At 71.0% G+C, this 20,105-nt stretch carries 18 protein-coding genes; 9 read left to right on the forward strand and 9 right to left on the reverse strand.

Translation table 11 applies throughout. From position 1 onward, the window contains the following. Positions 1–28: 28 nt before the first annotated feature. On the reverse strand, positions 29–1,369 hold the full coding sequence (locus IH26_RS0145665; RefSeq protein ID WP_030442569.1) for a M1 family metallopeptidase: 1,341 nt from the start codon (positions 1,367–1,369) through the stop codon (positions 29–31). Positions 1,370–1,454: 85 nt separating this feature from the next. Between IH26_RS0145665 and IH26_RS0145670 the strand changes: the two genes are divergently transcribed. The 3 genes from IH26_RS0145670 to IH26_RS0145680 all read left to right on the forward strand — a co-directional run bounded on the left by IH26_RS0145670 (position 1,455) and on the right by IH26_RS0145680 (position 5,042). Next, the gene (locus tag IH26_RS0145670; protein WP_030442570.1) at positions 1,455–2,537 is read left to right on the forward strand and encodes an epoxide hydrolase family protein; all 1,083 of its coding nucleotides are present in this window, start codon (positions 1,455–1,457) and stop codon (positions 2,535–2,537) included. A 9-nt stretch (positions 2,538–2,546) separates the two neighbouring features. After that, complete coding sequence (locus tag IH26_RS0145675; RefSeq protein WP_030442571.1) at positions 2,547–3,758, forward strand: AAA family ATPase; 1,212 nt, start codon at positions 2,547–2,549, stop codon at positions 3,756–3,758. Positions 3,759–3,923: 165 nt separating this feature from the next. Continuing rightward, positions 3,924–5,042, forward strand: a complete 1,119-nt coding sequence (locus IH26_RS0145680; RefSeq protein WP_030442572.1) for a tetratricopeptide repeat protein — start codon at positions 3,924–3,926, stop codon at positions 5,040–5,042. Between the two features lie 5 nt (positions 5,043–5,047). Here the strand turns inward: IH26_RS0145680 and IH26_RS0145685 are convergent, their stop codons facing one another. Next, positions 5,048–5,440 carry an SCO5389 family protein gene (locus IH26_RS0145685; protein ID WP_030442573.1) on the reverse strand — a complete coding sequence of 131 codons (393 nt, stop codon included), beginning with the start codon at positions 5,438–5,440 and terminating at the stop codon, positions 5,048–5,050. A 67-nt stretch (positions 5,441–5,507) separates the two neighbouring features. Between IH26_RS0145685 and IH26_RS0145690 the strand changes: the two genes are divergently transcribed. Further along, positions 5,508–6,122, forward strand: a complete 615-nt coding sequence (locus IH26_RS0145690; RefSeq protein ID WP_030442574.1) for a tyrosine-protein phosphatase — start codon at positions 5,508–5,510, stop codon at positions 6,120–6,122. A 15-nt stretch (positions 6,123–6,137) separates the two neighbouring features. Here the strand turns inward: IH26_RS0145690 and IH26_RS0145695 are convergent, their stop codons facing one another. Together IH26_RS0145695 and IH26_RS0145700 are read right to left on the reverse strand one after the other, a co-directional pair. Next, positions 6,138–7,649 carry a sugar ABC transporter substrate-binding protein gene (locus IH26_RS0145695; protein ID WP_030442575.1) on the reverse strand — a complete coding sequence of 504 codons (1,512 nt, stop codon included), beginning with the start codon at positions 7,647–7,649 and terminating at the stop codon, positions 6,138–6,140. Positions 7,650–7,756: 107 nt separating this feature from the next. Continuing rightward, on the reverse strand, positions 7,757–9,232 hold the full coding sequence (locus IH26_RS0145700) for a multicopper oxidase family protein (RefSeq protein WP_211268881.1): 1,476 nt from the start codon (positions 9,230–9,232) through the stop codon (positions 7,757–7,759). Positions 9,233–9,487: 255 nt separating this feature from the next. Here IH26_RS0145700 and IH26_RS0145705 point away from each other — a divergent pair, with 255 nt between their 5' ends. Together IH26_RS0145705 and IH26_RS0145710 are read left to right on the forward strand one after the other, a co-directional pair. Further along, positions 9,488–10,054 (forward strand): hypothetical protein, encoded by a 567-nt coding sequence (locus IH26_RS0145705; protein ID WP_030442577.1) that lies wholly within the window; start codon positions 9,488–9,490, stop codon positions 10,052–10,054. A 213-nt stretch (positions 10,055–10,267) separates the two neighbouring features. Next, on the forward strand, positions 10,268–11,563 hold the full coding sequence (locus IH26_RS0145710) for a hypothetical protein (protein ID WP_063763875.1): 1,296 nt from the start codon (positions 10,268–10,270) through the stop codon (positions 11,561–11,563). A gap of 3 nt (positions 11,564–11,566) precedes the next feature. Here the strand turns inward: IH26_RS0145710 and nicT are convergent, their stop codons facing one another. The 5 genes from nicT to IH26_RS0145735 form a co-directional block, all read right to left on the reverse strand. Next, positions 11,567–12,679: a Nickel transporter NicT gene (nicT, locus tag IH26_RS0145715; RefSeq protein ID WP_245665984.1), complete on the reverse strand. Its 1,113-nt coding sequence runs from the start codon at positions 12,677–12,679 to the stop codon at positions 11,567–11,569. A gap of 160 nt (positions 12,680–12,839) precedes the next feature. Next, positions 12,840–13,733 carry a GntR family transcriptional regulator gene (locus IH26_RS0145720; RefSeq protein ID WP_084599721.1) on the reverse strand — a complete coding sequence of 298 codons (894 nt, stop codon included), beginning with the start codon at positions 13,731–13,733 and terminating at the stop codon, positions 12,840–12,842. A gap of 141 nt (positions 13,734–13,874) precedes the next feature. Beyond that, complete coding sequence (gene trpA, locus IH26_RS0145725) at positions 13,875–14,651, reverse strand: tryptophan synthase subunit alpha (protein WP_051809730.1); 777 nt, start codon at positions 14,649–14,651, stop codon at positions 13,875–13,877. Beyond that, complete coding sequence (trpB, locus tag IH26_RS0145730) at positions 14,648–15,802, reverse strand: tryptophan synthase subunit beta (protein WP_030442582.1); 1,155 nt, start codon at positions 15,800–15,802, stop codon at positions 14,648–14,650. Before trpB ends, trpA begins: the two co-directional genes overlap by 4 nt. 86 nt (positions 15,803–15,888) lie before the next feature. Continuing rightward, entirely contained in the window at positions 15,889–17,082 is a 1,194-nt protein-coding gene (locus tag IH26_RS0145735; RefSeq protein WP_030442583.1) for a LolA family protein, read from the reverse strand. 104 nt (positions 17,083–17,186) lie between these two features. Here IH26_RS0145735 and IH26_RS0145740 point away from each other — a divergent pair, with 104 nt between their 5' ends. From IH26_RS0145740 to IH26_RS0145750, 3 genes are all read left to right on the forward strand, one after another. Continuing rightward, a complete protein-coding gene (locus IH26_RS0145740) occupies positions 17,187–17,846 on the forward strand; it encodes a response regulator transcription factor (RefSeq protein WP_030442584.1) in 660 nt (219 codons plus the stop codon). A 40-nt stretch (positions 17,847–17,886) separates the two neighbouring features. Then, positions 17,887–19,191 (forward strand): sensor histidine kinase, encoded by a 1,305-nt coding sequence (locus tag IH26_RS0145745; RefSeq protein ID WP_030442585.1) that lies wholly within the window; start codon positions 17,887–17,889, stop codon positions 19,189–19,191. Positions 19,192–19,291: 100 nt separating this feature from the next. After that, positions 19,292–20,023, forward strand: coding sequence for a YcnI family copper-binding membrane protein (locus tag IH26_RS0145750; RefSeq protein WP_034217500.1), 732 nt, complete (start codon positions 19,292–19,294; stop codon positions 20,021–20,023). Positions 20,024–20,105: the final 82 nt, after the last annotated feature.

The following is a 20,105-nucleotide window of genomic DNA, read 5'->3' on the forward strand; positions in this document are numbered from 1 at the left end:
CCTTTGCCGGGCGGCCCTTCGGAACGCCTCAGCCGTCGACCCGGTGCGACGTCCAGAAGGACGTGAGGCTGGTCGAGCCGGCGGCGGCCTGCGCGGCCGCCTTGAAGTCGGCCACCGTGGAGATCCCGTACCAGTGGCTCGCCGCGTACGACTTCATCAGGTTGGTCATCGCGGTCGTGCCGATCAGCCGGCGCAGGTCGTGCAGCGTGCACTTGCCGTACCCGTAGACGACGGTGCTGTAGCGCGAGGAGTGCGCGTCCCAGTAGGCCATCGAGTTGGTCAGCCGCTCGGCCGAGGACTGCCAGGTGATCCCGCAGCCCGAGCCGGTCTTGCCGAAGTACAGGTCGGTCATGTAGTCGGTGAAGCCCTCGTCCAGCCACGGCGTGTTGTACTCGTCGTCGCCGACGATGCCGTAGAACCACTGGTGGGCGAGCTCGTGCGCGAGCGCCGTCGTGCTGACCAGGTCGAGCACGAAGCCCGGATACTCCATCCCGCCGAACCAGAAGCCGTTGTCCAGCACCACGTCGGCCTCGCCGTAGGGGTAGGCGCCGAGCCGGCCGGCGTGCGCGTCCAGCGCGGCCTTGGCGGTGCTCAGCATCGAACTGGCGCTCGAGGTGCTGATCGAGCTGACCGAGTAGACGTTCACCGCGACACCACCCGCGGTGGTGCCGGAGATCTTCCGGAAGGGTCCGGCGGCCCAGGCGAACTCACGCACCTGCTTCCCGGCCGCGGTGGTGACCGTACGCCCATTCGTGCCGACCTGATCCACTGACGTGCCGGTGGCCGGCACCGAGATCGTGCTCGGATGGTCCAGGCTGACCGTGTAGTCGGACGCGAGCGCGTAGAAGGACTCCCCGTTGTCGGTGTACGGGTCGAGGTGCCACCCGGCCGCGTCCCGCACCGCCAGCACGGGGATCGCGTTGCCGATGAAGTAGTAGCCGCCGTCGTGCCCGAACCGGTCCACGCCGTCGGTCACCGTGATCGACAGGTCGAAGCCGACGCTGCCGCTCGCGCCCTGGGCCAGCGGCGCCGGCAGGGTGATCTTCAGGGCGGTGCAGGCCACTTCGAGCGCCCCGGCAGTGCCGCCGGTGACGTTGCTGACCTTGATCGGCAGCGTACTGCAGGTGCCGTGCGCGTTGTCCCAGAGTCGCAGGTAGACCTCGGTGAGCGGGACGGCGGAGGCGTTGGCGAACGAGATGGACTCGTGCCCCGTCCAGACCCCGCCGGTGGCGTTGCTGGACAGGCTGATCGTGTACGCCGGGGTCGCCGGGGTACGGGTGGCGTCGGTGGCCGCCGCGAGTGCCGGTCCGGCCGGCACGGCGATGCTCGCGGTGATGGCGAGCAGCGCCGTCAGTGTTCGTCGAATCATTCGACGAGCATGAATCCAGTCCTACATGCTGGGCAACGGGGGAATCCCTTGCGCTCCAAACGTTAGTCGAACTAACGTTAGTTACATGAACGAATTCACGATGCACGTCCCGCAAGCCGACCTCGACGACCTGCACGACCGCCTCGCCCGCACCCGCTGGCCCGACGAACTGCCCGACGCCGGCTGGGACTACGGCATCCCGCTCGACCGGGTCCGCCGGCTGGCCGACGCGTGGCAGAAGCTGGACTGGCGCGCCCACGAGGCGCGGCTCAACGCGTACCCGCAGTTCACCACCGAGATCGACGGCGCGACCGTGTGGTTCCTGCACATCCGCTCCACGGCGCCGGACGCCGTCCCGCTGATCCTCACCCACGGCTGGCCGGGCTCGCCGGTCGAGTTCCTCGACCTGATCCCGCTGCTCACGCCGCACTTCCATCTGGTCATCCCGGCGATCCCCGGGTTCAGCTTCTCCGGCCCGACGCGCGAACGGGGCTGGGGCCAGCAGCGGGTGGCGGCGGCGTGGGCCACCCTGATGGCCGGGCTCGGCTACGACAAGTACGGGGCGCAGGGCGGGGACTGGGGCTCCGGCATCTCCCGGCTGCTGGCCGCCGCCGCGCCCGGGCACGTCATCGGCGTACACGTCAATTTCATGCCCACCGGCGGAACCTACGACGGCCCGCTCGGCCCGCAGGACCAGGAGCGGCTCGCCAGGACCGCGAAGCTGGCCGCCAACCGCCACCCGCACCAGATCCTGTTCGCCGCCGCGCCGCAGACCATCGCGTACGCGTTCACCGACTCCCCGGTCGGGCAGCTCGCCTTCCTGGCCGAGAAGTTCACGCAGTGGGCCGACCCGACCACCCCGGTACCGGACGACGTCGTCCTCACCGACGTCATGCACTACTGGATCACCCGGACCGGCGGCTCCTCGTCGCGCCTGGTCCGGGAGAGCGGCCTCGGCGGCGGCCCGATCCCGTGCCCGGCGCCGCTCGGGGTGGCCGTCCTTCCGCGCGACATCGTCCTGCCGGTCCGGCCCCTGGTCGACCTGCGGCACGACGTCCGCCGGTGGACCGAGTTCCCGGCCGGCGGGCACTTCGCCGCCCTCGAGGTGCCCGACCTGCTGGCCGCGGACATCACCGCCTTCTTCGGGTCGCTGGGGGCGCGGGCATAATTCGTTGTCATGAGCGACTCGCCCCTCATCGACAGCCTGTCCGCGGCCGTCGAGGCCCGGCCCGACGACCTGACGCTGCGGCTGCACCTCGCCGAGCTGCTGGTCGGGGCCGGGCGCGGGGCCGAGGCGATCGGGCATGCCGCGCAGGTCCTGGCCCGCGAGCCGGGCAACGCGACCGCCCAGCGGCTGATGACAACCGCCCTGGGCGGCCCCCCGGCCACGGCAAAAACCGACGAAACAGTCGACTGGGCGGCGATGGAGCAGGATCTCGGCGACGTGGTGCCCCCGCGCTTCGCCAAGGCCACCGACGAGCCCGACCCGGTCCAGGGTTACGCCGACCGCACCTTCGACGTCGAGCGCTCGACCATCACGCTCGCCGACGTGGGCGGCATGCAGGAGGTCAAGAAGCGCCTCGAGGTCTCCTTCCTGGGACCACTTCGCAACCCCAAATTGCGTACGCTGTTCGGCAAGTCCCTCCGTGGCGGTCTGCTGCTCTACGGCCCGCCCGGCTGCGGCAAGACCTTCCTCGCCCGGGCCGTGGCCGGCGAGATGGGCGCCGCCTTCATCTCGCTCTCGATCACCGACGTGCTGAACATGTGGGTCGGCAGTTCCGAGCGCAACCTGCACGACCTGTTCCAGTCCGCCCGCGGCCACGCGCCCTGCGTGCTCTTCCTCGACGAGATCGACGCGCTCGGCCACAAGCGCAGCCAGCTCAACTCGTCCTCGATGCGGACGGTCGTCAACCAGCTGCTCACCGAGCTGGACGGGGTGGACGGCAACAACGACGGCGTCTTCGTGCTGGCCGCCACCAACGCGCCGTGGGACATCGACGCCGCGCTGCGCCGCCCCGGCCGCCTCGACCGGACCCTGCTGGTGCTCCCGCCCGACCGGGCCGCCCGCGCCGCGATCCTGGAATACCACCTGCGCGACCGGCCGGTCGCCGGGATCGACCTGGGCAAGGTCGCCGACGTCACCGAGCACTACTCGGGCGCCGACCTGGCGCACGTCTGCGAGACCGCGGCCGAGTTCGCGATGCGCGACTCGATCGCGACCGGCGACATCCGGATGATCTCCCAGGCCGACATGCTCGCCGCGGCCCGCGAGGTGCGGCCGTCGACCGACGCGTGGTTCGGCACCGCCCGCAACGTCGCGATGTTCGCCAACGAGTCCGGGGAGTACGACGAGCTGGCCGCCTACCTCAAGAAGCGCAAGCTCCGCTAAGGCCTGTTTCATGACTGGGGTGGGAGCGAGGCGGGGTCCAGATTTCGTCTGGCGGCGTCCCGTGGAAGCCCGGCTCCCGGTGTTGGAACCGGGCTTCCACGGGACGCCGCCAGGCGGGATCTGGGCACCTCCGCAGCCCCGCCCCAGTCATGAAACAGGCCTTGGATGAGCGACGCCTACCGGCGGGCCCACCACCTGGCCCAGGCCGGGCGGTACGAGGAGGCGGAACGCGCCGCCCGCGACGGTCTGGCCGCCGCCCCCGGGGACGGCCGGCTGCTCACCCTGCTCGCCTCGGTGCTGCGGCTGCGCCGCGACTACGCCGCCGCCCTGGCCACCGCCGACCGGGCGGTGGCGGCCGCCCCGCAGCTGGCCGACGCGCACGCCGAGCGGGCCGAGATCCTGATCGTGCTGCTTCGCGCCGCCGACGCGGTCGCCGCCGCCGGGGAGGCCGCCCGGCTCGCCCCGCTCGACGCCTCGGTGCGGCTCGTGCTGGCCCGGGCGCACGCCGCCGCGCACCAGCACGACCGGTCCCGGGCCGCCGCCGCGCAGGGCCTCGCCCTCGACCCCGGCTCGGTGGCGGCCCTGCTCACCGTGGCCGACGTCGAGCGGCAGGCCGGCAACCGGGACGCCGCCCTGGCCGCCACCCGCGCCGCGCTGGCGATCGAGCCCGGGAACACGTACGGCCGCTGGTTGATCGCCGTGCTGGACGCCGAGCGGCTGCGGGTCCGCCGCTCGATGCGCGGCCTGCGCGACGTGGCCCGGGCCGATCCGGCCCGCCCCGACCTGGTCGCGATGGCCTGGCCGATCCGGGGCGTGCTGAGCGGGCTGCGCCGCGGGCTGACCGTCGGCGCGGCGCTGGCCTGCGCGCTGCTGATCCTCGGCCACTGGTGGTCGCCCGCGGGCGGCTTCGCCCGGATCGTCTCCGCGGTGCTCGCCGCGGTGCTGGCCGGTTTCGCGGCCCGGGTGTTGCTGCCCGCGGGCCGGTTGCCGTGGCGCTGCCTGCGCCTGCTGCCCGCCCTGATGCGCCGGGCGAATGTGGCCGGCCTGGCCACGGTGGCCGTCGCGGTGGCGCTGCTGCTGGCGCACGCGGCCACCGGACGAGGGTTCTGGGCCGTGCTCGCGCTCGCCCTCGCGCCGGTGCTGTGGGCGTACAGCATGATCGAAGCTCTTGGTTTCGGTTTGGATGATCCAGGCGCCCGCGGGGCCCTGCTCAGCCTCGGCGACGAGTTCCGGGACTGGTGGGTGACCACGAAGCGCGACCTGCGGGACGCCTGGAAGGACTGACCGGCTCAGCAGTTGCGCAGCTCCGGGGACTGGTTGAGCAACTGGCCGCGCGGCGAGACGAACCGGCGGTAGCGCTCGCCGCCGACGGCCTCGGGGGAGAACGCGGCGACCCGGTGGCAGTTCTGGAAGGCCAGCCGCGCGCCGAAGTGCCGTTCGAGCCCGCCGCGGATCGCGTCGCTGGCCAGGGCGCGCAGCAGCTGACCGCGCTCGGCCTCGGTCGGCGGCGGCACCTCGTGGTCGGCGAACTCGCCGCCGTTCGCGCGCAGGTCGGTCATCACCGTGCTGACCACCTGCCACGCGTACGGGAGCGACTCGCGCACGCAGGCGACGAACTCGGCATCGGTGACCTCGCCACGTCCGGCGGTCTCGAGCAGGGCTGGGGAAACGTTGAGTGACATGCCACCATCTTGTTGGAAATGATTCCCATTAGCAAGTAGGGGTCACCCGTTCGGTAGCCTGTAACGCATGACCGCCCTCGACTGGCCGGCGTGCCAGAACGCGCGTGACCTCGGCGGATTGCCCACTGTGGATGGCCGGGTGCTGCGCGCGGCGGTGCTCTACCGCAGCGACGGGCTGTTCCGGCTGAGCGCTGCCGGGGTGGCGGCGGTGCGGGCGGCCTCGCTCGCCCGGATCATCGACCTGCGCTGGCAGCGGGAGCTGGACCGGGAGCCGTCGCCGTTCGCCGGCGACGCGATCTACCGGCACGTGCCGATGCTCGAGGAGGAGCTCACGTACGAGGTGCCGCACGACACGTACGCCCCGATGCTCGACCACAACCAGAGCCGGATCGCCGACGCGTTCCGCGCCGTGGCGGCGGCGCCGGCCGGGGGAGCGGTGGTGGTGCACTGCCACGGCGGCCGAGACCGGACCGGGGTCCTGGTGGCGCTGGCGCTGGCGATCGCCGGGGTGCCGGCCGAGGAGATCGTCGCCGACTACGGCCGGTCACCGGAACGGCCGCCGGTCGCGATGACGAACACGCTGGCGTATCTGGCCGATCGGCACGGCGGCGCCGAGCCCTATCTGTTGCGCATCGGGGTGACCGCCGAGGAGATAGCGGCCGTCCGGCGACGGCTGGTATGAGCCGGCCCTCGCACCTCAGGTCGCGCTGCCGAGAACATGGCCCAGCCGTTGGTCGAGCCTGCGCGCGCTCGCCGACGGGTCGGCGCCTTCGAGGATCGCGTTCAGTGTCTCTCCGAGCAGCCGCCAGATCAGGAGCATCCGGGGATGGCTCGGCAGGGGAACGGAGTGGTCGGGGCCGCCGCGCAACACATCGAGGTCACGATCGCCGGGTTGAAAGTCGCGCAGACAGCTTGGCATGCAGAGTTGGGCGGTCTGGTTCCGGGCGACGTCGACGCGAGCCAGATAGTCGGGAATCAGGTCTCGCGCGATGAGCCGATTGGCCCCGCGGCGGCTGAGGAGAAACCCGCGGACCGAAGCGTACGGACGGGTCGCGTTCCGGTTCCGGAACGGTGGGATCGCCGAGACGGCGCATCGCAGGCCGGCGGCACGCGCGTCCATCAGGTCCTCGGCCAGGCCGATCAGGTGTGGCGTGCGGCCGCCGAGGAACTCCTGACGAGCGCCGTTCTCGTCGAGTCGCCGGCGCAGCGGGCGCACGGCCGCGAGTGACTCGAACGCCGCGATCGACGTGGGTGCTGCTCCCCGGAAGCGGTTCGGGTCGGGGGTGCCGTCGGGCCCGACGCCGAATATCTCACCGCCGGCGGCTGCGAAGATCGCCAACAGGTGGAACGGTTCGCGTTGCACGGCGAAGTCGTCGATGGCCTCGAAAGTGGCCGGGGCGTCGGGCGCCAGGTCGAGGTTGCTGATCAGGACCGGCACCTGGGCGGTGAGAGGCACGCCGTACAGCCGGTTCTGGTAGGTCAGTGCTTGTAGCGTCCACGGCAGAAAGCGGTCGAGTTGGTCGGCCGCCAGCACCACGGGCTCGATGACACGCTGCTCGGCCAGGACCGCGATCGTGTCGTTCGGTGCGTCCAGAACGTCGGCGATCGTTCCGTCCAGGCCGGCCCGGACGTACCCCTGCCAGCGCGTCGGCCAGTCCGGGGTGTGGCAGGTGAGGGCGATGCCGTATCGGGCCGCCAGATCCGCGCTGAAGTGCTGGTGGACGGCTTCCATTCGCTCGGCGCCGGCGATCGTGAGCCGGGACTCCAGCTCGCGAAGCCTTCCGTACGCGTCCCGGTGCCAGCGGACGCCGGCCGCGTCGGTGAAAGTCACAAGCACGCGAGGCTCGGCGGTGCCCGGAACGGCCGCGGGGTGCGAGGTGGCTTCCGCGCCTGGTGGCAGGACGTCCGCCCGCACGTGGTGCAGCGGGGCCGCCTCCGGCTCGGCGAGATCGACCACCGTGAGACGCGCCTGGTACACCGGGCTGTGCGAGGCGTTACGGACCCGCAACCCCAACTCATCACACCATGCCGAGACGAGAATCGCCTGCGCCCGGCGGCTCGCCTCGACGGCCACCTGATCACGCCGGGATTCGATTCGGAGACTCCGGCGGGCCACGACGACGGCAACCGCCGCGAACGCCAACGCGGACAACGCCGCCACGGCGGACAGCCAAGTCGGCAGATCACCCCAGTCGACGGCGGTGCTCACCAGTCCGAGGCTAGCCACGAGGAGCAAACCTCAGGCTACCCGGCGTCATCGCGCCTCGACGGCGGGAATGCGTTCCGGGCATTCCCGCCGAGGGCGAACGGTCGTATTCAGCTGGACATGACCATCAGCATCGCCATCATTCCCTCGTCCTCGTGGACGGTGTTGTGACAATGCAGCATGTAGCCGTACGTGTCGTCGGAATAGTCGGTGAATTTCATCGCGATCACATTGGTGCTCTGCGGTGCGATGAGAATGGTGTCCTTCCACTGCGCGTACGCACCGGTCGGCGCGGTCCCGTTGATGGTCTGCACCTGGAACGGCACGTCGTGCAAATGGAACGAGTGGGTCAGGCCGGATGTGTTGGTGATCGTCCACACCTCGGTGGCGCCCACCGTCGTCATGATCTCGGCGGCCGCCATGGCCGACATCGTGGTTCCGGCCACCCCGTTGATCATCATGGTGTTGCCGCTGTTCGACAGGGCGATGGTGCGGGTGGCGCTCGGGCTGCTCACGTCCAGCGCGGTGAACGTGTTGAGCGAGCTGGGCAGGGAGTCCGCCGCGGCGGTGGCGGTCGACGTGAGGCTGAGGATCTTCGAGGTACCGCTGCCGCCCCGCGCGCCACCGGCGGTGACCGTGGCTTGCAGGACGACGGCGCTGTCCGAGCTGGTGAGGTCGATACAGATCTCGGCCCGCTCGCCGCCGACCAGCTGAAGGCTGGTGACCGAGATCGGTGCGGACAGCAGCGCCGCGTCGGTGGCGACCTGGGTGAAGGTTCCCCCGTCGGAGCGGGTGAAGGTGATCAGGTCGGCGATCGAGGCGTTGAGCAGGTGGAAGCGGACCCGGCCGGCGGAGACCGCGAGCGTCGGCGTCCCGTCGACCGCGACGTTGGAGCCGTTGACCAGCACCGGGAAGGACGTGGTGCTGGCCAGCTCGCCGGCGGTGGTGGACTGGATGACACCGGCCGAGCTGATCGGCAGGGACTGCACGATCAGCGGGAACTGGTCGGTGCCGTAGTCGGTGGGCAGCGCCGCGGCGCCGTCGGAGTCGTCGTCGACGATGAGCATGCCGACCAGGCCGCTGGCGACCTGCGCGGACGTGGTGCCCAGGGCGTGCGGGTGGAACCAGAGCGTGCACGCGCCCTGGTTGATCTCGAACGACGGGGAGAACGTGGCGCCGGCCTCGATGGTGTTCTGCGGTCCGCCGTCGACCGAGGGCGGGATGTGCGCGCCGTGCCAGTGCACGGTGCTCACGGCGGAGAGGTTGTTGGTGATGTCCATCTGGACCGTGTCGCCCTGCGCCACCTTGAGCACCGGGCCGAGGAAGGCTTGATTGAAGCCGCAGGTCGCGCTGCTGACGCCGCTGAGGATCTCGGTCGTGCCGGATTCCATGCTCAGCGTGTAGACCTTCGTGCCGCTGCTGTCGGTGGTGGGGTCGAGCAACGTGGGGATGTTGAGGGTGCCACTGGCGGTGGCCGCACGAGCGGGCGCCGCGAATCTCATGCTGGTGCCCACCGCGACACCGGCGAGGGCCAGCGTGCCGAGCAGGCTTCGCCGGGAGATTCCCGGCATTCGGTGATCAGTCATGGCAGGGGAAGCTAGGAACCGATTCTGTGATTCCGGTGTGGGCTTCTTATCAAATCGATCAGACTGATCATAGAAAAGTGCCTCGGATTGTGTACGAGCTGTAGTAAGGCCTGATCGGGCCTGGGATTTGGGCCGGAAATTGTGAATTCACTGTGCATTCCGCACATTGCTCGCGGACAGCTCGCTCCCACTGTCCTGCCAGGAATGGCGGCCACGGTGATGCGTCGTCCAGCCCATCCATCGGAAGGAAAATCCATGCGCAGACGTACGCTGGGTAATGGGGCGATCATCGCGGCCTCGTTGCTCACCCTCACCGGCCTCGGCGTGGCGATCGCCAACGCCGCGACCAACAGCGGCGGGGCGTCCACCTCGGCCGGCGCCGGCCCCTCGGCCGGCGACAGCCTCCCGGAAAGCGCCGGCCCGTCGCCCACCGCCACCCGTACGGCGACCGCGAGCCCGTCGGCCTCGTCGAGCAGCGGCTCCGGCGACAGCCAGTGTGCGGACGTGTTCCTCACCGACAAACCGGCCGGCGACTCGGCCGGGAAGTTGTGCACCACGCTGGATGTGGACGGCACCGCCCTCAGCGGCGTGACGGTGACCTTCACCGCGTCGTCGGCCTGCAGCGGCAGCCTCATGCTGCGGGTCTCGGGCATCGACTCGTCGGGCGCCGAGTTCGGCAAGGTCGAGAAGGTCACGTGCAGTTCGGAGAAGGCGACCGCCTCGTTCACGCCGGCCTCGAAGATCGCGGCGAACACCTTCGTGTGCGGCACCCTGCTGGCCGACAAGTACACCGCGGCACAGGCCTGCGTCGCGGTCTCCTGACCCGCGGATCGGGGCTCGGCGGTCATCGCGCCGGGTCCCGATCCGCCATCCGCTGCCGCGCGCCTTCTATTTCGACGAAAGTGAAGGCAAAGTTCCTGGTCAAGAGGCACTTTCAGGTTTGAACCGGCGGTCGTCGCGGGCCGTATCCGAGGCTGCAAGGCCGGCTCGGGCGGGCCCGATCCGGCGCGGAAGCAGGCAGCAGGGAGTGTTCCTATGCGGACACGAAAGTACGCGGCGATCGCCTTCGCGGTCCTCGTGGTCGGGGCGGTCGGTGTCGGCACCGAGATGTCGTACGCCGGTCAGAACAAGCAGCAGGCAGCACCGAACCCGGACTGCTCCCTGATCGTGCCGCCCAAGCCCCTCACCGCAACCGGCCTGGCCACCCCGTACCAGCTGGTGGCCACCAACCGCCGGCAGGGCGCGTGCCACGAGGCGAACAGCGCCCAGGCCGCCTTCGTGCAGGCCAGCGTGGTCGACCCGGCCACCGGCCGGGTGACCGTCTACAACCCGCTGGTGATCGACCAGGGCACCCGCCCGGCCGTCGCCCCGGTGGTGCCGGCGCTGCCGAAGAACGCCGTCGTCGGCATCTGGTTCGGCTTCAACGGCGCCAACCTGACGCTGAACGACGACCGGGGTAGCCTCCAGGCGGGCGCCTGCGTCAACGGGCAGGGCAACTCGATCTTCACCCAGTTCGCGTACTGCAACGCCCCGGCGTTCTTCAGCACGGCGAACGCCGCGATCAAGGCCGGCAAGCTGAAGGTGCCGCCGCTCGGCAAGGGCCGGGACGGCAACCCCTGCCCGACCACCCGGGACTTCACGGTGATCGACCAGGACCAGAGCGACAACGTGACGAGCGAGTACCTGATCCGGGGACGGTCCGTCGCGCAGGACACCGCCGCCGCCCGCGCGAAGCTGCCGAACGCGACCGTGCAGACCAACGGCAGCGACAACCTGCTGCTGGTGCAGTTCGTCGACCAGGCCCTGGGTTGCACCCCGTTCGAGGCGCCCGACCTGGCCGACAACGGCACGCCGACCACCTCGCTGGCCCTCGACGAGCTGCAGGCCGCCGCCGATCAGGGCGCCCCCGTCGCGGTGGTCCCGCCGAACGACCCGATGACCCAGGTGAACGGCCACGGCAACACACCGAAGCTCAACCTCTACCGCCAGGGCGTCGACATGCCGACGATCAAGCACGCGGGGGGACTGGCCGCGCCGTACTGCCAGAGCATGGTCGACCTCGCGCCGAAGCGCCTCCAGCAGGACCGCCGCTTCACCCAGCGGGTCGGTTCGCCCGACCCGGCCGCGGCGAACAACCTCTTCACGTTCCTGGCCCAGCGGCTGAGCGCCTCGTTCACCAACCTCGGCTGCGACCAGCTGGTCAAGGGCGGCAACCCGGTCAAGCTCAAGACCCGCAACGGCGTGGCGGTCGATGCGACCTTCGCCGCCGCCCCGGGAGGCAGCGGCCGGGGGAGCAGCCCGGCGCCGACGGTGTCGGCCTCCAAGTACTGAGATCTACTCCGTGGTCGATGGCGCCAGCTGGGCGTCCCACTTCTCCTCGATGCGGCCGTACCGCCACACCGCCAGCGCCACCGCCCACGTCAGCACGAACAGCCCCACGATCACGAAGCCGACGTAGTTCAGATCGAGGCCGCCGATCACCGCCAGCGGCCCGCTGCGGATGCCGAGCTTGTCGGTCACGATCGAGACCAACTCGATCGTGCCGATGAGCAAGGCGACCGCCACCGACAGCCCGGTGATCGTGAGGTTGTAGTAGACCTTGCGGACCGGCTTCGCGAAGGCCCACCCGTACGCGAAATTCATGAACGCCCCGTCGATCGTGTCGAGCAGGCTCATCCCCGCCGCGAACAGGACCGGCAGGGTCAGGATCGCGTACCAGGGCAGGGCGAACGCGGCGGCGCCGCCGGCCAGCACCAGCAGCGAGATCTCGGTGGCGGTGTCGAAGCCGAGCCCGAAGAGCAGGCCGATCGGGTACATCTGCCACGGCTTGGTGACCGCGCCGGTGGTCCGGGAAAGAATGCGGTTGAGGAAGCCCCGGTTGTTCAGGTGCGCCTCGAGCTGCTGCTCGTCGAAGGTGCCCTGGCGCATCCGGCGGAACACCTTCCAGATGCCGACCAGCAGCACCAGGTTGATGATCCCGATGACGTACAGGAAGACGCCGGAGACGCTCACCCCGACCACCCCGGTGACGTGCTGCAGCGTCGAGGAGTCGCTCTCCACCTGGCCGGCCAGCGACCGTACGCCGAGACCGAGCAGCAGGCACAGGACGAAGACGACGCTGGAGTGCCCGAGCGAGAACCAGAACCCGACCGAGAGCGGCCGTCTGGGGGCGCCCATGAGCTTGCGGGTGGTGTTGTCGATCGCCGCGATGTGGTCGGCGTCGAAGGCGTGCCGCATGCCGAGGGTGTACGCGGTGACGCCCAGCCCCACCCCGTACACGCCGGCCGTGCCGACCTGGTAGTGCGCCGGGACGATCACGAAGAACAGCAGACCCCAGCCCACGACGTGCAGCAGCAGCACGAACGCGCTCATCCCGCCGAGGCTGGCCCACCCGTTCGGCCCGACGGCATCGCGTACGCGCTCCCGGGTCATCATTGACGTCGCCACGATCAACCTCCCTACGCGTCAGTCTTGCTGTTGCCAGTCATTTGCAACAGCAGGCCGCAGGCGAAAGTGGCGTGCCTCACGTCCGAGCCTCATTCGGCGTGCGGGGCGTGGCGGATGGGTGGCGCTCGGGAGCGGCGGCGCTCGGGTCCGGGCTCGGGGCTCAGGGCTGGCGGCTCCACTGCATCGACAGGCCGGAGACGGCCCGCTCGGTGCGTATCTCCAGCAGATTCCCCAGGATGGTGGCCCGATCGAAGACCAGCGGCGCGTCGTCGAGCCCGTAGGTGATCCGATCGGAAACGAACGCCGGCGTCCCCACCGCCTGCCCGAGCAACTCGGCGGTGACCGCATCGAGCGCCCCCGGCCGGATCACTTCCGACGCCCGATGCACAACGATGCCGCGTTCGGCCAGCGCCGCGTACAGCGAGATCCCACTGAGATCCGCGTCTTTAAGGTCAAACCCCAAAATCCATGACAATTGGTGTACGGCCGGCCGCCCCGCCAACAACCGCACCCGCTCCAGCCGGACAACGCTCCCGTCGCCCTTGTCTCCGCCCGCCCCGATACGGAGGTGGGCGCTGACCCAATCCGGCGGCCGGCGGACGTCCTGCCCCAGGATCAGCGTGCTGACCGTCTGCCCCTGGGCCCGCAGATCCTCGGCGAAGCCACGCAGCGAGTCGAGCCGATACGCGGCCCGCGGCTCGGCGACGAACGTCCCGCGCCCGGCCTGCTGCGAGACCAGCCCCTCGTCCTCGAGCCGCTGCAGGGCCTGCCGGAGCGTAGCGAGCGTGACCCCATAGGCGGCGCTGAGCTCCTTCTGCGGCGGCAGCGCCGACCCGGGCGCCAGCTCGCCACCGCGGATCTTCCTGGCCAGGTCGGCGGCGATAGCCTGGTACTTCGGGGTGCGCGGGGCAGTCAGCGAATCCTCCCAGAACGACCGGCACGCGGACCGAGTGGCGACCCGCGTGCCAGACGATATCCGAGGCCCCGCCGCCCGCCCCGTCAATGTTGACGTGTTGGCCCCATCAATATTGACGTCGATATTGACGACCCCCATCAACATTGACGACCCGAATCAACATATCGGCACCCCATCAACAAGGCCGGCGTCACGTCACCCCGTCAGTACGTGCCTGTCGCTTCACCGCGCTCGGGGTTGCGTGAATGCGGATCGGCACGTCAATGACCGTCGTGGCGGTCAGCCCAGCGCCGCCCGCAGCGCCGCGACGTCACGGCCCAACTCGTCGGGGGTGGCGCCGTCGAGCACCCGGCGCATCAATGCGGATGCCACCACGACCCCGTCCGCCACCGCAGCGGCCGCGGCGGCCTGGGCCGGCGTGGACACGCCGAAGCCGATCAGCACCGGCAGATCGGTCACCGCCTTGACCCGGGTCGCGAGACGGGTGGCGGCGTCGTCGAGAGTGTCCCGCTCGCCGGTGGTTCCCATCAGGCTGACCGCGTAGACGAACCCGCGGCTGCGCGCCCCGATCTCGGCGAGCCGCTCGCCGGGCGTGACCGGCGCGGCCAGCAGCGTCAACGCCACCCCGGCCTCCTCCGCCGCCCGGGCAACCGCCGCCGCCTCGTCGACCGGCAGGTCCGGCACGATCAGCCCGGTGATCCCGGCCGCCACCAGCCGCCGGCAGAACGATGCCGGCCCCGCGCGGAACACCAGGTTCGCGTACGTCATCGCGATCAGGGGCACGCCGACCGAAACCCCGGCGACGTCACGAAGGATCGCCTCGACGGTCGTGCCCCGACCCAGCGCCCGGTCCGAAGCCCGCTGAATGGTCACCCCGTCGAGCATCGGGTCGGAGAACGGCAGCCCAATCTCGATCGCGTCCGCCCCCGCCGCCGCGTAGGCGAGCAGGTACTCGGTCCAGTCCGCACTGATCCCGCCGGTGATGTAGGGGACCAGCGCCTTCCCGCCACCCGCCACCCGACGATCGAGCGCTTCGTCCGACGCGTACGCCCTCATGCTTCCGCTCCCTCGCTCAGGGCGACCATGTCCTTGTCGCCGCGCCCGGAGAGCGTGAGCAGCACCTTCGACCCCGCGGGCAGCAGCGGGGTGCCCGCCTCCCGCAGCACCCACGCCACCGCGTGCGCCGACTCGAGCGCGCAGATGATGCCCTCGGCCCGGGCCAGCCGGTGGATCGCCGTCACCACCTCGGCATCGGTGACCGTCCGATACGACGCCCGCCCGATCGCCCCCAGATGCGCGTGCTCCGGCCCGATCCCGGGGTAGTCGAGCCCGGCCGCGATCGACGACGCCTCGGCGACCTGGCCCTCGGCGTCCTGCAGCACCATCGAGCGCGTCCCGTGCACCACCCCGGGCGCGCCCCCGGTCATCGCCGCCCCGCCGGACGCCTCCACCCCGATCAGCCGCGCCGTCGTGTCGGCGAAGCCGGCGAACGTGCCCGCCGCGTTCGAGCCGCCGCCGACGCAGGCCACCACCGCGTCCGGCAGCGACGGCGCCTGCGCGCGGGCCTCGGTGCCGATCACCCGCTGGAACTCGCGGACCATCCACGGGTACGGGTGCGGCCCGCCGACCGACCCGAGCAGGAAGTGCGACGAGTCGACGTCGGCCACCCAGGCGCGCATCGCCTCGTTGGTGGCGTCCTTCAGCGTGCGGCTGCCGCCGGTCACCGGCACCACCTCGGCGCCCAGCATCTCCATCCGGAAGACGTTGAGCCGCTGCCGCTCGATGTCCCGCGAGCCCATGTAGATCGTCGCGGAGAGGCCGAGCAGCGCCGCCGCCGTCGCCGTGGCCACGCCGTGCTGGCCGGCGCCGGTCTCCGCGATCAGCCGGGTGCGGCCGAGCCGCCGGGCCAGCAGCGCCTGCCCGAGCACGTTGTTGATTTTGTGGCTGCCGGTGTGCGCGAGGTCTTCCCGCTTGAGCCACAGCGTGATGCCCAGCTCCGCCGACAACCGGCGGGCCGGGGTCAGGGGAGTGGGCCGCCCGGCGTAGACCGCGAGCAACTCGTCGAGCTCGTCACGGAAGGTCTTGTCGGTCCACGCGTCCCGGAACGCCGCGGCCAGCTCCGCGCACGCCGGGACCAGGGACTCGGGAACGTAGCGGCCGCCGAAGTCGCCGAACCGGCCCGCGGCCGGCTCCGCCATGAGGATCATCGCTGCCTCCAACAGTTATAGAACTCTCCGCCGCAGTGTTGCACATCGCGGCGGAGAGTTCTAGAACTTTGATGGAGCGGCGACAATTACTTGGCGGCCGCCTCGTACAGCTTCTGCGGGGTCACCGCGCCGGCGAAGACCCGGCCGTCATCGGTCACCAGCACCGTGAACAGCGTGCCCGCGAACTCGTGCCCGCTGCCCCAGCTGCCGCTCACCTTCGGCAGCATGCTCAGCACCGAGTCGAGCTGCTGAGCTTCGGAGCCGGACCCCTTGGGCAGCTTGGCCGACACGATCGCCGTCCAGCCCTTGCCGATCACCTGCGGCTGCACCTGGTCCTTCCCTGCCTCGGCCTTCTGCGCCTGGGCCTTCTGCGCCTGGGCTCGAGCCTTCTGCGCCTCGGCCTTGTGCTGCTGGGCCAGGCCCTCGGCCGAGCCCTGCTGCACCGTCGTGCCCGGCGGCGGGTTGAACGTGAACTGCTCGGCATCCGGCACCGCGAAGCTGATCTGCTGGAACGCCACCCGGATCGCCGGGGTCGGCTTGTTCTTCGCGTAGACGTCCACCCGCAGCGGGATGTGGTGCTCCGCGTCGATCGCCAGGCGCACCTGGCCGATCAGCGAGGACGTGTCCTTCGGGCTGAGCACCAGCTCGTACGCGTTCCGCCCGGCCACCTTCGCCGCGCCGGTGGTGGTCACCTTGGTGGTCGGGTCGATCGCGGCGAGCGCCGCGTCGGCCGCCTCCTGCGGCGTCTTGGGCGCCTGCCCGGCGATCGGGCCGGGGTGCTCCACCTTGTCGGCCGGCAGGGTCAGGTGACTGGCCGTCTTCTCCTTGCTGCTCCACAACCAGACGTCCTTGCCGTTGTGGATCACGTCGGTCTCGCCCTGGGTGCTGACCAGCGCGATGCGCGCCTTGGTCTCGCCCGCATACCACACCTTGGCGGTGTTGGTGCCGCTCAGCAGGGTGGCCAGGTCGGCCAGCCCGGAGGCCCCGGCGCTGCCGCTCGCGCCGCCGGGCGTCCCGGCGCCGCCGAGCGACGACGCCCCGCCGGCCAGGCCCGCGATGGCGGGCAGGCCGAGGTCGGCGCTCTCCACGATGGTGCCGGACAAGCCGTCGACCTTCGCATTCTGAATGTCGACGAGCAGCTGAGCCGCGCTGCGATCCGGCAGCGACGGGTCTGCGCTCGCGACGATCGTGCCGGCCGCGGCGCCACCCCCGATGACGACGACCGCGGCGGCGGACGGTACGAGCCAGCGCAACGCCGGCCTGGACCTGAACACGGACACGATGTCCACCTCCCGTTTCTCTGCCACAAAGCGTGCGCCGAAGCCGCTGTGACAGCGCTGAGAGCATCCCCTAGGGGAAGCACCGCACGTGTAAAGGTATATCGGTGCGGTTGCTGGTGGTGGAGGACGAGGCGCGCCTGGCGGCGGCGCTGCAGCGCGGCCTGCAGGCCGAGGGTTTCGCGGTCGACGTGGCCGGCGACGGGCAGGACGGTCTCGAGATGGCCCGCCACGGCGGCTATGACGCGATGATCCTCGATGTCATGCTGCCCCGGCTCAGCGGTTATCGGGTGGTGCGCCAGCTGCGTGCCGAGCGCAACTGGGTGCCGGTGCTCATGCTCTCCGCCAAGGACGGGGAGTATGACCAGGCCGACGGCCTCGACTGCGGCGCCGACGACTACCTGACCAAGCCGTTCTCGTACATCGTGCTGCTCGCCCGCCTGCGCGCGCTGCTGCGCCGCGGCGCGCACGAGCGCCCGCCGGTGCTCAGCCACGGCGACATCGAGCTCGACCCGGCCGAGCGCCGGGTCCTGGTCGCCGGGTCTCAGGTGGTGCTCACCACCCGCGAGTTCGCCCTGCTGGAATACCTGATGCGCCGCCCCGGCGAGGTGGTCAGCAAGATCGAGCTGCTCGACCACGTGTGGGACGCCGCGGTCGAGACCGCGCCGAACGCGGTGGAGGTTTATGTGGGGTATCTCCGCCGCAAGATCGGCCGCGAGCGGCTGGAGACCGTGCGCGGCGCCGGTTACCGCCTGTCGGGCGGCTGACGTGCGCCGCCCCCGCGAGTTCAGCCTGCGGTCCCGGCTGATGTGGCTGAGCGTCACGGTGGTCGCCGCCGGCCTGGCCGCCGGTGGCCTGCTGCTGCTCGGCGTGCTCAATTTCGCGTTGCTGCGCGCGGTCAACGCGGAGGCCGGCGACACCGCGGCCGGCGTGGTCAAGCTGATCGACCAGCATTCGCTGTCCGAGATCATCCAGGTCAACCCGTCCATGCAGGTGCAGGTGATCGACGGCCAGGACCGGGTGCTGGCCATCTCGGCCGGCGCCGACCGGCTGATCCCGATGCTGCACGACGACGAACTGCGCGGCCTCAAGGACGGCGAGATCACCGAGATCCCGGGCGACCGGATCGGGCTGCCCGGCGGCGCCGCCCGGGTGGTGATGCGCACGGCCGGCCCGCCCGGCAACCCGGTCCGGGTGCTGGTCGCCCGCTCCACCGACGACCTCGACCAGGGCGTACACATCCTGCGGGTCACCCTGCTGATCGCCTTCCCGCTGCTGCTCGGCATGCTGGCGGCGGTCATGTGGCGCGTGCTGGGCGCGGCCCTGCGCCCGGTCGACGCGCTGCGGGCCGGCGCCGAGGAGATCACCGGCGGCACCCGGCACGGCCGCCTGCCGCTGCCCGAGGCGCGCGACGAGGTCTACCGGCTGGCCGTCACGCTCAACGGCATGCTCTACCGGCTCGAGGCGGCCCGCGCCCGGCAGCGCGCGTTCGTCGCCGACGCCGCGCACGAGCTGCGCAGCCCGCTGACCAACATGCGGACCGAGCTCGAGGTCGCCCAGCGGCTGCCCGACACCGACTGGCCGGCGCTCTCCGCCGACCTGCTCACCGACGTCGACCGGCTCAGCCGCCTGGTCGACGACCTGCTGCTGCTGGCCCGCTCCGACGACGCCCGGCCGCCCACCCGGCTCGCCGACGCCGACCTCGGCGAGGTGGTCGGCAGTGTCGCCGCCCGCTACGACAAGGTCGCCTACACCCCGCCGCCCGAGCCGGTGACGGCCCGGGTCGAGCCCGACGCGATCGGCCGCGTGGTCGCGAACCTGCTGGACAACGCCGACCGGCACGCCCGCTCCCAGGTCGCCGTCGAGGTGGCCGATGAGGACGGCTACGCCCGGGTGACGGTCCGCGACGACGGCCCCGGCATCCCGCCCGCCGACCGGGAACGGGTCTTCGACCGGTTCACCCGGCTCGACGACGCCCGCGCCCGGGACGCCGGCGGGACCGGGCTGGGCCTGGCGATCGTCCGCGAGCTGGTCCGCCGGCACCACGGCACGGTCACCCTGGGTGATGCGTCACCCGGCCTCCGCGTGGACATCCGACTGCCGGTCACCTAAAGGGAGCCGAACGGGAGCCGGAAAGATCGGTGGGAACTATTCGGACGAGCATGCCGACCAACGGGGCATATCAACCCTCCGGCGGAAGGTATCGACACCGATGTCCCTGTTCAAGCGCTCGGCCCTGGTGGCCGCCGTGGTCGGCGGCCTGACTCTCGCGCTGGCCGCCCCGGCCTCCGCGCACGTCACGGTCAACCCGAACACCGCCACGCCCGGTGGCTACACCAAGGTGACCTTCCGTGTGCCCAATGAGAAGGACAACGCGAACACCACCAAGCTCGAGGTCGCCCTGCCGGCCGGCCAGCCGATCGCCTCCGTCTCGACCAAGCCGATCCCGGGCTGGACCGCGGTCACCGAGAAGACCAAGCTCACCACCCCGATCAAGTCCGACGACGGCGACATCACCGAGGCGGTCACGAAGATCACCTGGACCGCCGACGCCACCTCTGCCATCAAGCCCGGCCAGTTCCAGGAGTTCGACGTCTCGCTCGGCCCGCTCCCCACGTCCGGCCAGATGGTCTTCAAGGCCCTGCAGACCTACTCGGACGGCGACGTCGTCCGCTGGATCGACGAGCCCACCACGGACGGCACCGAACCCGACCACCCGGCCCCGGTGCTCAAACTCACCGCCGCAACCGCCCCCGCCGCGCCGGCCGCCACCACATCATCGGCCAAGGGCACGGACGCGTTCGGCATCGCCGGCTTCGTGGCCGGCCTGCTCGCCCTCATCCTGGCCCTGCTGGCCTACCAGCGCGCCGCCCGCAAACCCACCGAAACCGCCGGATCCGCCGACGAGAGCTCTCCCGAAAAGGTCACGGCCGCACGTAGCTGAAAAGACCCCTATCGTACGAGCGGCGACAAGTCCCGTGGTGTGTGCAGCGGCCTGATCGCATGGCCGAGGCCGTTGCGCCGCC

This window comes from Actinoplanes subtropicus (genome assembly GCF_000721705.1).
Taxonomy (GTDB): Bacteria; Actinomycetota; Actinomycetes; order Mycobacteriales; family Micromonosporaceae; genus Actinoplanes; species Actinoplanes subtropicus.

What these genes read in the sequence shown, in the direction of transcription:
- IH26_RS0145665 (WP_030442569.1), bottom strand. Translation starts at nt 1,369, where the DNA reads ATGATTCGACGAACACTGACGGCGCTGCTCGCCATCACCGCGAGCATC.
- IH26_RS0145670 (WP_030442570.1), top strand. Translation starts at nt 1,455, where the DNA reads ATGAACGAATTCACGATGCACGTCCCGCAAGCCGACCTCGACGACCTG.
- IH26_RS0145675 (WP_030442571.1), top strand. Translation starts at nt 2,547, where the DNA reads ATGAGCGACTCGCCCCTCATCGACAGCCTGTCCGCGGCCGTCGAGGCC.
- IH26_RS0145680 (WP_030442572.1), top strand. Translation starts at nt 3,924, where the DNA reads ATGAGCGACGCCTACCGGCGGGCCCACCACCTGGCCCAGGCCGGGCGG.
- IH26_RS0145685 (WP_030442573.1), bottom strand. Translation starts at nt 5,440, where the DNA reads ATGTCACTCAACGTTTCCCCAGCCCTGCTCGAGACCGCCGGACGTGGC.
- IH26_RS0145690 (WP_030442574.1), top strand. Translation starts at nt 5,508, where the DNA reads ATGACCGCCCTCGACTGGCCGGCGTGCCAGAACGCGCGTGACCTCGGC.
- IH26_RS0145700 (WP_211268881.1), bottom strand. Translation starts at nt 9,232, where the DNA reads ATGACTGATCACCGAATGCCGGGAATCTCCCGGCGAAGCCTGCTCGGC.
- IH26_RS0145705 (WP_030442577.1), top strand. Translation starts at nt 9,488, where the DNA reads ATGCGCAGACGTACGCTGGGTAATGGGGCGATCATCGCGGCCTCGTTG.
- IH26_RS0145710 (WP_063763875.1), top strand. Translation starts at nt 10,268, where the DNA reads ATGCGGACACGAAAGTACGCGGCGATCGCCTTCGCGGTCCTCGTGGTC.
- IH26_RS0145720 (WP_084599721.1), bottom strand. Translation starts at nt 13,733, where the DNA reads ATGGGGGTCGTCAATATCGACGTCAATATTGATGGGGCCAACACGTCA.
- trpA (WP_051809730.1), bottom strand. Translation starts at nt 14,651, where the DNA reads ATGAGGGCGTACGCGTCGGACGAAGCGCTCGATCGTCGGGTGGCGGGT.
- trpB (WP_030442582.1), bottom strand. Translation starts at nt 15,802, where the DNA reads ATGATCCTCATGGCGGAGCCGGCCGCGGGCCGGTTCGGCGACTTCGGC.
- IH26_RS0145745 (WP_030442585.1), top strand. Translation starts at nt 17,887, where the DNA reads ATGTGGCTGAGCGTCACGGTGGTCGCCGCCGGCCTGGCCGCCGGTGGC.
- IH26_RS0145750 (WP_034217500.1), top strand. Translation starts at nt 19,292, where the DNA reads ATGTCCCTGTTCAAGCGCTCGGCCCTGGTGGCCGCCGTGGTCGGCGGC.